Here is a 12,289-nt window from a genome sequence, read left to right as displayed (position 1 = left end):
ATGAAAAGTTTTAGGATTTTGACAACAATCTAAGCCCGGCTCTAAACAGAGCCGAGCTTTAATTTTTTCTGAAGCTTTTCTTCGCTGAATATCCATCCTGTATAAGACGACCGAATCGTGAGATCATGGCCGATATGAACGATGGCGACAAACGGATAATGGCCTTTGCTCCGATAACGCAGGTCAATGAATCTCACCTCATAATGATCTTTAAACGTATCCACTTCCCACCGGTACACCGGAGAAAATGACAGAAACGCCGCGATGTTATCATCCTGCTTTGCTGCATGCATCACGTCAGTTTCAGGAACAGGCACCCGATTAAATGTATCGAGAATGACTACATGGCCTTCCATGCTTCTTCCTACATAGAAAGCATGTGCTGTCGTCACGGCGATCCTCCACTGCCTGAATTTCATCGTTGGAGAAATGATAATGCTTTCGATCTCATCATGGATCATCTCATGAAGCTTCCGTTTGATTCTCAGCTGCATGATCAGGCGTACCAAATAATAGCCTGCCAATATGATATATAAGCTGAGAAACGTGATGCCGGGATTGCCGCCCGCATACCAAATCGCGATAGCCGCCAGATGGCTGATAAAAATAAACGGATCAAACGTATTGATCAGACCGAGAGCGACCCATTTTTTCGAAAACGGCCGGATGGCTTGTGTTCCGTATGCGTTAAAGATATCAACAAAGACATGCAGCACGACTGCCAGCAGTGTCCACAGCCACAGATGCAGAAAATTGGCCTGCGGGTAAAATAAATACAGAATTGCCGGAATGATGACAGACCAAAACAAAACGGCGGGAATGGAATGGGTGAATCCTCTGTGATTTCTTATATAAACAGCATTATTTTTAAGCTTTAACACAGTATCAATATCCGGAGCCTGAGAGCCCGCAAGCGTGGCGATCATAATAGCGTGAGCCATTGCCGGATCTGATCCGACAACAGGGTCCAGTGTTGCAATGCCGCCAAGCGCGATGCCCATCACGACATGTGTGCCCGTATCCATAGGTGACCTCCTTGCAGGGTTGTGTCCTGCACATTCACTTTTGTAAGATATTCCCCGTTTTCATATACCCCATTTTTAAACCGATTCAATCGTTCTCATATGTTTCCGCTTTTTCTTTACTTTTATTTAATGTAACATATTATCGTACTGTGCCCTTAGTGTACAACAAAAAACAGTCTAAAGAAAAGCAGGGCGCAAAAGACTGGGGAGAAACACATATGAACGTACTTGAAGACAAATTAAAACAAAAAAACATACAGCAATTTCGCGATGATTTAATCTCATGGTTCGAACGAGAGCAGCGCGTTCTGCCGTGGAGAGAGGACCAGGATCCGTATAAAGTGTGGGTATCGGAAGTGATGCTGCAGCAAACGAGAGTAGAGACAGTGATCCCTTACTTTCTGCGATTTGTGGAACAATTCCCGACAGTGGAAGCGCTCGCTGATGCTGATGAAGAAAAAGTGCTGAAAGCATGGGAAGGGCTCGGCTATTATTCGCGAGTCAGAAACCTGCAAAGCGCTGTAAAAGAAGTGAAACAGGAATACGGAGGGATTGTTCCTCCAGACGAGAAACAGTTTGGCGGTTTAAAAGGAGTCGGCCCTTATACAAAGGGAGCGGTGCTCAGCATCGCCTATAATAAACCGATTCCCGCAGTTGACGGAAATGTGATGCGTGTCATGTCCAGAATTCTTTCCATTTGGGATGATATCGCCAAACCAAAAACGAGAACGATCTTTGAAGACGCCATACGAGCTTTTATTTCCGAAGAAAAACCCTCTGAATTTAATCAGGGTCTGATGGAGCTTGGAGCCTTGATCTGTACGCCAAAATCACCGTCATGCCTGCTATGCCCAGTTCAGCAGCATTGCTCGGCATTTGAAGAAGGCACTGAAAGGGAGCTTCCGGTAAAAAGCAAAAAGAAAAAGCCGGGGATTAAAACAATGGCCGCGATCGTACTGACTGATGAAGACGGACAAGTGTATATACACAAACGGCCGTCAAAAGGTTTGCTCGCCAACCTGTGGGAATTCCCTAATCTTGAAACACAAAAAGGGATCAAAACCGAGCGTGAACAGCTCACTGCATTTTTAGAAAACGAATATGGGATACAAGCCGACATCAGTGATCTGCAAGGTGTTGTTGAGCACGTTTTTACCCACCTGGTATGGAATATTTCTGTGTTTTTCGGTAAAGTAAAACAAGTGTCGGATGCCAAAGACCTGAAAAGAGTGACGAAAGAAGAGCTCGAACAATTTGCGTTCCCGGTATCACATCAAAAAATCTGGAAGATGGCAGTGGAAGCAGCCGCATATCCGGCTGCTCCGTAAACACTCTTAATCGTAGGAGACGCGCGTGCCGTGGCTGTAGTCCGCTTCATTGCGCTTCATTCCGCCGCGCGCTTCAATTTCTTGCGTTAATTCCCGGTATTTTGATTGGCCTTCTTCGTTCAAATAAGGCATAATTTGCTGAAAGGCATGATGAAAATAGGCGAGTTCACTGTTCTTCCAATCTTCTTTGGAAACCATGTTTAATTCGCTCATATCACGTCCGACATACATAACAGAAAACCCCCTTTTAAGTTCTTGCCATTATTGTTTGTGGAAATATAAGAACTATACGCTACAAGGAGATGAGGAAAAATGGAACAAAATAAATGCGCTCTCGTAACAGGAAGCAGCCGCGGTGTCGGAAAAGCTGCCGCGATCAGACTTGCTGAAAACGGCTATAACATTGTCATTAACTATGCGCGCAGCAAAAAAGCAGCTTTGGAAACAGCGGAAGAAATCGAAAAGCTTGGCGTCAAAGTGCTTGTCGTAAAAGCAAACGTAGGCCAGCCGGCAAAAATTAAAGAAATGTTTCAGCAAATTGATGAAACGTTCGGCAGACTTGATGTTTTTGTCAATAATGCGGCGTCTGGCGTTCTGAGACCTGTCATGGAACTAGAAGAAACACACTGGGACTGGACGATGAACATTAATGCGAAAGCGTTGCTATTCTGTGCTCAGGAAGCGGCCAAGCTAATGGAAAAGAACGGAGGCGGGCATATTGTCAGCATCAGTTCATTAGGTTCGATCCGCTACCTTGAAAACTACACGACAGTTGGCGTATCAAAAGCGGCATTAGAAGCTTTAACCCGTTATCTTGCGGTTGAGCTTTCGCCAAAACATATTATCGTCAACGCCGTATCAGGCGGAGCGATTGATACAGATGCCCTCAAACATTTCCCGAACAGAGAGGATCTGCTTGAGGATGCGCGTCAAAACACGCCGGCGGGACGCATGGTCGAAATTAAAGACATGATTGACACTGTTGAATTTCTAGTGTCTTCCAAGGCTGACATGATCCGCGGACAGACAATTATCGTCGACGGCGGACGGTCACTGCTCGTTTGAAAATTTTTTAAAAAAGAGGAATAGCCATACGATCACCTGCACATTCTAAAGACCGTGGAGGTGATAACAATGGCTAACTCAAATAATTTCAGCAACACAAACGCACAACAAGTCAGAAAACAAAACCAACAATCAGCTGCCGGCCAACAAGGTCAATTCGGCACTGAATTTGCTAGCGAAACAAACGCTCAGCAAGTCAGAAAACAAAACCAGCAATCAGCTGCCGGCCAACAAGGTCAATTCGGCACTGAATTCGCTAGTGAAACGAACGCTCAGCAGGTAAGACAGCAAAACCAATCTGCTGAACAAAACAAACAACAAAACAGCTAATCACTGAAACAGAAAAAAGCACTTCATCCTCGGGTGAAAGTGCTTTTTTCTGTTTGAAAACGACAAAACTTGTGGAAGGTCTACATAATGAGTCAAAGGGTTTGCTTCATTGGAATCGAAATGATTAAAGGAGGAATCGTTTTTACTTACACCAGGCTGAAGGAGGAACCAATGACGGAATTTGAAAAGCTGGTAAGTGAACAAATGAAAACGATGGACAAGCTTCTCGAGCTTCAATCAGAGCTCGACCGCTGTAAACAAATTGAAGCAGAACTCCGGCATTTGGAAAGGGATGCAAGGCTGCGCGGTATTCAGGATGAAATTGCGGTAAAACGGAAACATCTTGCCGATATACAGGATATGTTTCAAAAGCAGACAGAGCAGGTGATTCGTTCTTATCGCAGCTCAGAAAAGCCGTCTTCCTTTGTGTAGAGCAGGAATGTGCCATTCCCCGGCCGGAATGGCTCTTTTATTTTCATTTTTCAATTTGTAACGTTATAATAGGTAAAAGACGTTGTCGGTAAGCAAATTTGGACATACTAACTGCAGGGCTTTATAGAAAGTAGGGGAGAAATATGGGCTATCCCAAGGAAGGAGAAACCATTCAAATTCACAGCTATAAGCACAATGGGCTGATTCATAGAATTTGGAATGAGACAACAATCTTAAAAAGTACAGAAATGTGCGTCATCGGAGCTAATGACCGGACAATGGTAACCGAATCAGACGGCCGGACATGGATAACCAGAGAGCCCGCAATCTGTTATTTTCACGCAAGACAATGGTTTAATGTCATCGGCATGCTGAGAGAAGACGGAGTTCATTACTATTGCAACATCAGTTCTCCGTTTGCCTATGATGGCGAAGCAATTAAATATATTGATTATGACTTAGATGTTAAGGTTTTTCCTGACATGACCTACAATATTCTCGATGAAGACGAATATGATGATCATCGGAAAGCGATGAATTACCCAAAAGAAATCGACAGTATTTTAAGAGACTACTTAAACACGCTGCTTCATTGGATTCATCAGCGCAAGGGACCGTTTGCACCCGAGTTTGTCGATATGTGGTATGAACGGTATTTGCACTATACAAAATAATGGTTATGTAAAAACCTGTTGCGGGGCCAACAGGTTTTTCACATGGGCTCACACACATCATGATAAAGAGAGAGGGGGAATCAGCGTGGGGGTTATGAAACGCTACATGCAATTCGTCAAACCTTATAAGAAGCAAATTTTCGTTACAGTATTAATCGGGATTGTAAAATTCTCCATTCCGCTTGCTCTCCCATTGCTTCTGAAGCACGTAGTTGACGACATTATTCAAGGAGGCGGCACGGCCAGTGACAAAACAACTTCACTGTTCACCATTATGGCGATCATGTTCGCCTTATTTTTAATTTTGCGCCCGCCTGTTGAATATTATCGGCAATATTTTGCCCAGTGGACAGCCAGCAAGGTGCTCTATGATATAAGAGCTAAGCTGTTTGACCATATACAGAAACTGAGCCTTCGATTTTATGCGAATACGAGAACAGGGGAAGTCATTTCCCGAGTGATCAATGATGTGGAACAAACAAAGGATTTTGTCATCACAGGTCTGATGAATATATGGCTCGATATGCTGACGATTTTGATTGTAATCTCTATCATGCTGACACTGGACGTGAAATTAACGCTGATCTCGATCGTTTTATTCCCGTTATACGGCATATCAGTGAAATATTTTTACGGCCGATTAAGAAAGCTGACTAGGGAGCGCTCACAGGCGCTTGCTCAAGTGCAGGGGCATTTGCACGAGCGGATTCAAGGCATGCCGGTCATCAGAAGCTTTGCGATAGAAGATCATGAACAGGCTCATTTTAACGAGAAAAACGGCCATTTTCTAGATAAAGCGATCCGCCATACGAATTGGAATGCCAAAACCTTTGCAGTCGTTAATACGATTACAGATTTGGCGCCGCTCATCGTGATTGCGTGCGCCGGCTATTTTGTCATTAATGGGCCGCTGACAGTCGGAACAATGGTTGCGTTTGTCGGATATATTGACAGAATGTACAACCCTGTTAGAAGGCTGATTAATTCCTCTACAACATTGACACAGTCAATCGCATCAATGGACAGGGTGTTTGAATTTATCGATGAGCCTTATGAACTCACTGATAAACCAAATGCCATTAAGGCCGAACAGATCCGCGGAGAAGTGGAATTTCAAAACGTTTCATTTCAATATGAAAAGGAAAAAGAAAACATTCTCCATGATGTCTCTTTAAAAGTAAACAGAGGAGAAACCGTAGCGCTTGTCGGCATGAGCGGAGGAGGCAAATCAACACTTGTCAGCCTGATTCCGAGATTTTATGATGTGACAAGCGGAAGACTGCTGATTGACGGGACAGACATTCGCGACTATGAAGCGAGAAGTCTTCGCAACCAGGTTGGCATGGTGCTTCAGGATACCTTTTTATTCAGTGAAACGATTCGGGAAAATATCGCAATCGGCAAACCTGATGCCTCTCTTGACGACATTATCGAAGCCGCGAAAGCTGCCAATGCACATGAATTTATCATGAGTTTTCCTGAAGGGTATGACACCCGGGTGGGAGAAAGAGGCGTTAAGCTGTCAGGCGGACAAAAGCAGCGGATTTCAATCGCGCGGGTGTTTTTGAAAAATCCGCCGCTCCTCATTTTAGATGAAGCGACATCAGCTCTTGATCTGGAAAGTGAGCACTATATTCAAGAAGCGATGGACAAACTGGCGAAGGACAGAACAACGTTTGTTGTCGCCCACCGTTTATCAACGATCACACATGCGGATAAGATTGTTGTCATGGAAAACGGCACAATCATCGAAATCGGAACCCATGATGACCTCATGGACTACGACAGTCAGTATAAGCACTTATTTACCATTCAAAATTTGAACTAAAACATCAATCTTATATCCTTTTAACGAAGGATATAAGATTTTTTTGTATAGAAAAAACCCGGCTGATTAACCGGGTTACTCTTCTATTTCTATTTCGCAATCTTTCGGATGATACGTTTGAAAACTTGTGATGAGGGTTTCCAAATGTTCAAGCTGCTCGCGATATTCTACAGCGCTTGCCATAATATTGAGCATGTTGTAATCAATCAGTTCATCATCCGTGTTCTGCTGATTCTTTAAGAATGACTTTGTTAAAAGCTGCTTATATTGAATGCCTTCTTCATCTGTATCATCATGCGGTTTGATTTTGCCGACAAACCGCATCAAAATCAGTTCATGCCAGTAAAGCAGGTAATCAAGCTCTTCAGTCAGTGTTTCCTGGAATTCTTCCGGCATATGATAGATGTCGTTTTCCAGGCGATGCAGCTTCTTCAATGTATCAAGCGCTCGGTTTGCGGTGATGATGGCCTGTCTGAACAGGACAAGCTTTCTTGATTTTACATAAGTCGTTTTCTTAAAGTAGCTTCTTTCTTCTTTATAAAGAAGATAAGTCTGATCAAGCTTGATCATTTTTTCTTTCAGTTTTTCAATATCCTCTTTCAAAATCGAATGCTCTGTTGACTGCCGCATGGACAGCCTGATCCACTTCATAATTTCTTCTGTGTTTTCGACCGTATTATGGATCAGCTTTGTTTCGTACTTAGGAGGCAAAAACACAAGGTTGACAATAAAGGAAGAAAGCACCCCTAATATGACTGTGCTTGTTCTGACCAGCGCGAACATTAAAAAGTCGTCACCGGCGGATTCTAAAATCGCAATTACTGTGACAAGAGCAATCGAAATGGTATGTTCAATTTTAAGTTTCAGCATGATTGTAATGACAATAACTGCTGTCAACCCGATCATAATCGGGCTGGGTCCGAAAATAAGGCCGAATACTGTGGCAATCACAGCACCGATAATATTTGCCTGAACCTGGTCAATAATAATGAGAAAAGAGCGGTAAATCGACGGCTGGATCGCAAATATCGCTGCAATTCCAGCGAAAATCGGCGCGGGAAGCCCGATCCACGAAGCCAAATAAAGAGCAAGTGTAATCGCAATCCCGGTTTTGAAAATGCGGGCACCAAGTTTCATTGGTTTGTGCGTGCATTCCTTTCTATAGTAAATTGTGTAACATAGCAAATGGCTAATCCTTAAAATTCCCGGTCAGTTTATTTGCTAAACAATTAAGTAATATACAGGGATCGTTACAAATATTCAAGCTATTTTTCAAGAAAAAGACCAAAATCTTACACGATGTACGAACTAATAAAAAACAGGAGCCCGCTGCTCCTGTCAAAGGTGTCTGATTCTAGTTTTTTAGATGTTTAAAAGCATCCTCGACCGCTGCAAGCGTGTCTTTAATATCCTGCTCTGTATGGGCGGTTGTAATAAACCACGCCTCATATTTAGAAGGCGCTAAATTAATGCCGCGTTCCAGCATCAGTTTGAAAAACGCAGCGAATGTTTCTCCGTCACTCCGTTCAGCCTGCTCATAATTTTCGATTTTCTCATCAGAGAAGTAAACCGTAAGTGCACCTTTTAAGCGGTTAACGGTAATCGTGATTCCGTGTGTTTTTGCGTGCTGTAAAATGCCCTCCTCCAGCATTGCGCCGAGATGGTCGAGCTTTTCATATACGCCTTCCTCTTTAAGTACTTCCAGACAAGCGATGCCTGAGAGGATGGAAGCGGGATTCCCTGCCATTGTTCCAGCCTGGTAAGCCGGTCCCAGCGGAGCTACCTGCTCCATGATTTCTTTTTTGCCGCCATAAGCGCCAATCGGAAGTCCGCCGCCGATAATTTTTCCGAGAGCGGTTAAATCCGGTTTCACCTGCAGCAGATCCTGCGCGCCGCCATACATAAAGCGGAAAGCCGTAATGACTTCATCGTAAATAACAAGCGCGCCTGCATTGTGAGTCAATTCATTTACTTTTTCTAAGAAGCCTTCCTTCGGTTCAACAATTCCGAAGTTGCCGACAATCGGCTCAACGAGAACTGCCGCGATTTCACTGCCCCATTGATCAAGAGCCGCTTTATAGCTTTCGATATCATTAAATGGAACTGTGATCACTTCGTTTGCAATGCTTTTCGGTACACCGGCTGAGTCTGGCGTGCCGAGAGTAGACGGGCCGGAGCCGGCAGCCACAAGCACAAGGTCCGAATGCCCGTGATAACAGCCTGCAAACTTGATGATTTTTGTTCGGCCTGTATATGCGCGAGCCACGCGGATGGTCGTCATAACAGCTTCTGTTCCCGAATTGACGAATCTTACTTTATCCATAGCGGGAATGGCCTCTTTGAGCATTTTTGCAAATGTAACTTCATGTTTCGTCGGTGTTCCATACAATACACCGTTCTCTGCTGCTTTTTTAATTGCTTCTGTAATATGCGGGTGGGCATGTCCGGTAATGATCGGACCGTACGCCGCTAAATAATCGATGTATTTATTGCCGTCCACATCCCAAAAATAAGCGCCGTTTGCTTTTTCCATTGCAACGGGTGAACCGCCGCCGACGGCTTTATATGATCTAGACGGGCTGTTTACACCGCCGACAATGTGCTTTAATGCCTCATTGTGAAGTTCAATTGATTTTGTATGCAAGAATAAAAACCTCCTATATCTCCATGCGTCCTTTCTATTGTAGCATGCTTCCGGACAAGAACAATGAATTCGGGCTTGAGATGCAGGGGACATGGTTGTAATCTGGGCAAAAATTGGATACGCTTAATAAAAAACATCCGGAGGTAAAGCAATGACAATAGAAATCGGACAAAAAGCGCCTGACCTTGAGTTAAAAGGTGATCATGGGGAAACAGTAACGTTATCGGATTATAAAGGAAAGTATATCGTGCTCTACTTTTATCCAAAAGACATGACGCCGGGATGCACAACGGAAGCATGTGATTTTCGGGACAGCCACGAAAGCTTCGCTGAACTGGATGCCGTGATTATTGGCGTCAGCCCGGACAGCCAGGAAAAACACGGGAAATTTAAAGAGAAGCATAACCTTCCTTTTCTGCTTCTTGTTGATGATGAACACAAGCTGGCCGAGGCGTTTGGCGTCTGGAAGCTGAAGAAAAACTTCGGAAAAGAGTATATGGGGATTGAGCGCTCCACTTTTTTAATCGATAAAGAAGGACGGCTCATTAAAGAATGGAGAAAGGTAAAAGTGAAGGACCATGTAGCCGAAGCTCTCCAAACTCTCAAAGATATGTCTGAAAAGTAAATTCGTCTATCGGCCTCATACGATATGCTTACTTTTACCCTGATATGAATTGACAAATTATCGTAGAAAGAGTTACACTAATTATAAACATTACAATGTAAGAATTTTTTTTAGAAGAGAGGTGCATGACGGATGGCTGCACATGAACTAAAAGAAGCCTTAGAAACGTTGAAGGAAACCGGAGTTCGCATCACTCCTCAACGTCATGCGATTCTGGAATATCTCGTTAACTCTATGGCTCATCCAACAGCGGACGATATATATAAAGCTCTGGAAGGAAAATTTCCTAACATGAGCGTAGCGACGGTATATAACAATTTGCGTGTGTTCCGGGAATCCGGTTTGGTAAAAGAGCTCACATACGGCGATGCTTCCAGCAGATTCGATTTTGTCACATCCGATCACTATCACGCGATTTGTGAAAACTGCGGTAAAATTGTGGACTTCCACTACCCGGGTCTTGACGAAGTGGAGCAGCTGGCTGCCCACGTCACAGGCTTTAAAGTAAGCCACCACCGCTTAGAAATTTACGGCGTCTGCCAAGAGTGTTCGAAAAAAGAAAACCATTAAAAATAAGCTGACCGCACGAAACGGTCAGCTTATTTTATCTGGATATTTTCTTTTTATTATAAGACTCATCAAATTCTTTTCCTTCTAATCCTTTATCTAAAGTGAGCGGCTCTCTGCAATGCATGCACATATCGACTCTTCCTAAAATTTTTGTCTCTTTTTCACAGCCTGGACATATGACGCGAACCGCTTTGGTTGAAAGCATCCCGATCCAAAAGTAAACAACCGTGCTGAGACCAATGGATAGAAGCCCAAATATCATAAACAAACTAGAAAGCAACACTGACTCTTTGAAAAAAATCCCGATGTACATAATGATAAACCCAACGAAAACCAAACTTAATGCGAATGTTCTGATTTTATTAATTTTGCTGGAGTATTTCGCCATGTCCATCCCCCTTTGATCTAACTATAGCACAAACCTGATGGGATTTTCTTCATGTTTTCTACTGGAATGGAATTTACATATGGAGACTTATTGAGAAATTGTTTATAATAGTTCAATGTGTTTAGAAAAAAGGAATTTCGTTTTTATCATAGAATTGAATCAAATAGAGAATAAAAAATTTTGAACAATTGCATTGGAGGAATGGTGATGGATAATCTTCTCCGTCCAATTTACCAAGAAAGAGCAAGTCATCCCAATACATTGGCTGTCATTATCATTGAGAGAAGAAACAAAACATCTTCCTTAACAGACAACTTTGATGCTGCTTTGCTGGTGATTGTAAAAGAGGCTGACGAGCCTGTTTTTATAAAGCATTATGAACTTGATCAAAAAACAGCTTCATTACATGTGGTAACAGATTCTCAGATTCAAGAATGGATTTTGCTCGGTACGAATAGAAGAATCATAGATTGGATTGTAAATGGTAGAGTTTTATTTGACCGTAACGAATACATAGTAGAACTGAGTGACAGGCTGAATACATTTCCGTTTGCTGAACGCAAACTGAAGATCGGACTCGAATACGGCAAATTAATCAGAAGATATGTAGAAGGAAAAGCTTTTTTTGAAGCCAATCAATTTTTAGATGCTTACAACGCCGTTGTTCATGCGCTGCATCATTTAGCGCGTATCGAAGTGATTGACAGAGGATTCCATCCGGAAACAACAGTATGGAGCCAAGTGCGTCAGATAGAGCCGCAAGTGTACAAATTATATTCAGAGCTGATTGAAAGTCACGAGAGCTTAGAAAAAAGACTCGAATTATTATTCTTAGCAAATGATTTTCTCATCCATTCCAAAGCCGAGATCGGTTCGGCACACCTTTTCTCAGTAATGAAAGAAAAAGACATTTGGCAATTCGGTGAGCTTCTTCAGCATTCTGATCTAAAACCCTTTACCCAAGACCTTGGCGTTATGCTTGATTACCTGACGGACAAGGGAATGATTAACGTCTGTCAGATAGAAACGAAAGGGCAGGCTGTCTATCACCGCGGATATTCTTTTAAAAAAGATATTGACTCTGATTCTTGACCGTGATATATTATTAAACGTCGCTGATGCGCTTCTGAAAAAACAAGCTCACAGCGGCGGAGAAATAATTGAGAAAACATTTGACAAAAGAAAGTTAAAATGTTATATTAATAAAGTCGCTTCAACAAGAAGCGGAAATGATCTTTGAAAACTAAACAAGACAAAACGTACCTGTTAATTCATTTTTAAACAAATCGCACAGCGATGTGCGTAGTCAGTCAAACTTTTATCGGAGAGTTTGATCCTGGCTCAGGACGAACGCTGGCGGCGTGCCTAATACATGCAAGT

Annotated in this window: 14 protein-coding genes and 1 rRNA gene; 10 read left to right on the top strand and 5 right to left on the bottom strand. The window is 42.9% G+C overall.

Features of this window, described 5'->3' with window-relative positions:
- Positions 1–41: 41 nt before the first annotated feature.
- Positions 42–1,025: a metal-dependent hydrolase gene (locus V756_RS0116750; RefSeq protein WP_024715673.1), complete on the bottom strand. Its 984-nt coding sequence runs from the start codon at positions 1,023–1,025 to the stop codon at positions 42–44.
- Between the two features lie 218 nt (positions 1,026–1,243).
- Here V756_RS0116750 and mutY point away from each other — a divergent pair, with 218 nt between their 5' ends.
- Positions 1,244–2,353, top strand: a complete 1,110-nt coding sequence (gene mutY / locus V756_RS0116745) for an A/G-specific adenine glycosylase (protein WP_024715672.1) — start codon at positions 1,244–1,246, stop codon at positions 2,351–2,353.
- Positions 2,354–2,359: 6 nt separating this feature from the next.
- Here mutY and yfhS read toward each other — a convergent pair whose 3' ends face one another.
- The gene (yfhS, locus tag V756_RS0116740) at positions 2,360–2,584 is read right to left on the bottom strand and encodes a mother cell protein YfhS (protein ID WP_003223257.1); all 225 of its coding nucleotides are present in this window, start codon (positions 2,582–2,584) and stop codon (positions 2,360–2,362) included.
- Positions 2,585–2,665: 81 nt separating this feature from the next.
- On the opposite strand from yfhS, the gene fabL reads away from it, so the two are divergent.
- From fabL to V756_RS0116715, 5 genes are all read left to right on the top strand, one after another.
- Positions 2,666–3,418, top strand: coding sequence for an enoyl-[acyl-carrier-protein] reductase FabL (gene fabL, locus V756_RS0116735; RefSeq protein ID WP_024715671.1), 753 nt, complete (start codon positions 2,666–2,668; stop codon positions 3,416–3,418).
- Between the two features lie 69 nt (positions 3,419–3,487).
- Positions 3,488–3,748: a gamma type acid-soluble spore protein SspE gene (sspE, locus tag V756_RS0116730; RefSeq protein WP_024715670.1), complete on the top strand. Its 261-nt coding sequence runs from the start codon at positions 3,488–3,490 to the stop codon at positions 3,746–3,748.
- Positions 3,749–3,919: 171 nt separating this feature from the next.
- On the top strand, positions 3,920–4,180 hold the full coding sequence (locus V756_RS0116725; RefSeq protein ID WP_024715669.1) for a YgaB family protein: 261 nt from the start codon (positions 3,920–3,922) through the stop codon (positions 4,178–4,180).
- Positions 4,181–4,323: 143 nt separating this feature from the next.
- On the top strand, positions 4,324–4,854 hold the full coding sequence (gene ntdP / locus V756_RS0116720; RefSeq protein ID WP_024715668.1) for a nucleoside tri-diphosphate phosphatase: 531 nt from the start codon (positions 4,324–4,326) through the stop codon (positions 4,852–4,854).
- 85 nt (positions 4,855–4,939) lie between these two features.
- Positions 4,940–6,682, top strand: a complete 1,743-nt coding sequence (locus V756_RS0116715) for an ABC transporter ATP-binding protein (protein WP_024715667.1) — start codon at positions 4,940–4,942, stop codon at positions 6,680–6,682.
- Between the two features lie 75 nt (positions 6,683–6,757).
- On the opposite strand, the gene V756_RS0116710 is transcribed toward V756_RS0116715, so the two are convergent.
- Together V756_RS0116710 and V756_RS0116705 are read right to left on the bottom strand one after the other, a co-directional pair.
- Positions 6,758–7,819, bottom strand: a complete 1,062-nt coding sequence (locus V756_RS0116710; RefSeq protein WP_024715666.1) for an aromatic acid exporter family protein — start codon at positions 7,817–7,819, stop codon at positions 6,758–6,760.
- Positions 7,820–8,036: 217 nt separating this feature from the next.
- Positions 8,037–9,326, bottom strand: coding sequence for a glutamate-1-semialdehyde 2,1-aminomutase (locus V756_RS0116705; RefSeq protein WP_024715665.1), 1,290 nt, complete (start codon positions 9,324–9,326; stop codon positions 8,037–8,039).
- Between the two features lie 151 nt (positions 9,327–9,477).
- Here V756_RS0116705 and bcp point away from each other — a divergent pair, with 151 nt between their 5' ends.
- On the top strand, positions 9,478–9,951 hold the full coding sequence (gene bcp, locus V756_RS0116700; protein WP_024715664.1) for a thioredoxin-dependent thiol peroxidase: 474 nt from the start codon (positions 9,478–9,480) through the stop codon (positions 9,949–9,951).
- 132 nt (positions 9,952–10,083) lie between these two features.
- The gene (gene perR / locus V756_RS0116695; protein WP_003223285.1) at positions 10,084–10,521 is read left to right on the top strand and encodes a peroxide-responsive transcriptional repressor PerR; all 438 of its coding nucleotides are present in this window, start codon (positions 10,084–10,086) and stop codon (positions 10,519–10,521) included.
- 34 nt (positions 10,522–10,555) lie between these two features.
- Here perR and V756_RS0116690 read toward each other — a convergent pair whose 3' ends face one another.
- Positions 10,556–10,909: a YgzB family protein gene (locus tag V756_RS0116690; RefSeq protein WP_024715663.1), complete on the bottom strand. Its 354-nt coding sequence runs from the start codon at positions 10,907–10,909 to the stop codon at positions 10,556–10,558.
- A 207-nt stretch (positions 10,910–11,116) separates the two neighbouring features.
- On the opposite strand from V756_RS0116690, the gene V756_RS0116685 reads away from it, so the two are divergent.
- Positions 11,117–12,001, top strand: coding sequence for a nucleotidyltransferase-like protein (locus V756_RS0116685; protein WP_024715662.1), 885 nt, complete (start codon positions 11,117–11,119; stop codon positions 11,999–12,001).
- 226 nt (positions 12,002–12,227) lie between these two features.
- Positions 12,228–12,289: ribosomal RNA gene (locus V756_RS0116675) — 16S ribosomal RNA — on the top strand; the annotation flags it as partial.

This window comes from Bacillus tequilensis KCTC 13622, assembly GCF_000507145.1.
GTDB classification, from domain to species: domain Bacteria; phylum Bacillota; class Bacilli; order Bacillales; family Bacillaceae; genus Bacillus; species Bacillus tequilensis.
This window is presented reverse-complemented; position numbering and strand designations above follow the sequence as displayed.

What these genes read in the sequence shown, in the direction of transcription:
- V756_RS0116750 (WP_024715673.1), bottom strand. Translation starts at nt 1,025, where the DNA reads ATGGATACGGGCACACATGTCGTGATGGGCATCGCGCTTGGCGGCATT.
- yfhS (WP_003223257.1), bottom strand. Translation starts at nt 2,584, where the DNA reads ATGTATGTCGGACGTGATATGAGCGAATTAAACATGGTTTCCAAAGAA.
- fabL (WP_024715671.1), top strand. Translation starts at nt 2,666, where the DNA reads ATGGAACAAAATAAATGCGCTCTCGTAACAGGAAGCAGCCGCGGTGTC.
- V756_RS0116690 (WP_024715663.1), bottom strand. Translation starts at nt 10,909, where the DNA reads ATGGCGAAATACTCCAGCAAAATTAATAAAATCAGAACATTCGCATTA.
- mutY (WP_024715672.1), top strand. Translation starts at nt 1,244, where the DNA reads ATGAACGTACTTGAAGACAAATTAAAACAAAAAAACATACAGCAATTT.
- V756_RS0116725 (WP_024715669.1), top strand. Translation starts at nt 3,920, where the DNA reads ATGACGGAATTTGAAAAGCTGGTAAGTGAACAAATGAAAACGATGGAC.
- ntdP (WP_024715668.1), top strand. Translation starts at nt 4,324, where the DNA reads ATGGGCTATCCCAAGGAAGGAGAAACCATTCAAATTCACAGCTATAAG.
- V756_RS0116685 (WP_024715662.1), top strand. Translation starts at nt 11,117, where the DNA reads ATGGATAATCTTCTCCGTCCAATTTACCAAGAAAGAGCAAGTCATCCC.
- bcp (WP_024715664.1), top strand. Translation starts at nt 9,478, where the DNA reads ATGACAATAGAAATCGGACAAAAAGCGCCTGACCTTGAGTTAAAAGGT.
- sspE (WP_024715670.1), top strand. Translation starts at nt 3,488, where the DNA reads ATGGCTAACTCAAATAATTTCAGCAACACAAACGCACAACAAGTCAGA.
- V756_RS0116710 (WP_024715666.1), bottom strand. Translation starts at nt 7,819, where the DNA reads ATGAAACTTGGTGCCCGCATTTTCAAAACCGGGATTGCGATTACACTT.
- perR (WP_003223285.1), top strand. Translation starts at nt 10,084, where the DNA reads ATGGCTGCACATGAACTAAAAGAAGCCTTAGAAACGTTGAAGGAAACC.